Origin of the sequence: Micromonospora sp. DT178 (assembly GCF_049841695.1) — a bacterium.
Taxonomy (GTDB): Bacteria; Actinomycetota; Actinomycetes; order Mycobacteriales; family Micromonosporaceae; genus Micromonospora.
In genome coordinates this window covers 1-210 of record NZ_JBNCKV010000120.1, presented here as the reverse complement: position 1 = coordinate 210, position 210 = coordinate 1, and the positions used below count along the sequence as shown (strand labels likewise).

The following is a 210-nucleotide window of genomic DNA, read 5'->3' as shown; positions in this document are numbered from 1 at the left end:
GGCCTGGTCCGCTCCGCGCAGTCCGAACACCCCAACCGATTCATCCTGCTCGACCTCGACGATGACACCGACCACGATGGCGAACTAGGCAGAATCCTGACCGCGGTGCTCGACAGCGGCGAACCAGAAATCGCGGTACGCGCTGGTGAACTGTATACCCGCCGGTTGACCCGAACCGGTACCGGCCGTCTGCCCCTGCCCGGCCCTGAC

Annotated in this window: 1 protein-coding gene; it reads left to right on the top strand. The window is 65.7% G+C overall.

The features are described 5' to 3' along the window. A partial coding sequence (locus ACLQ22_RS32240; protein WP_425695646.1) for a SpnB-like Rossmann fold domain-containing protein occupies nucleotides 1–210 on the top strand: 210 nt, incomplete at both ends.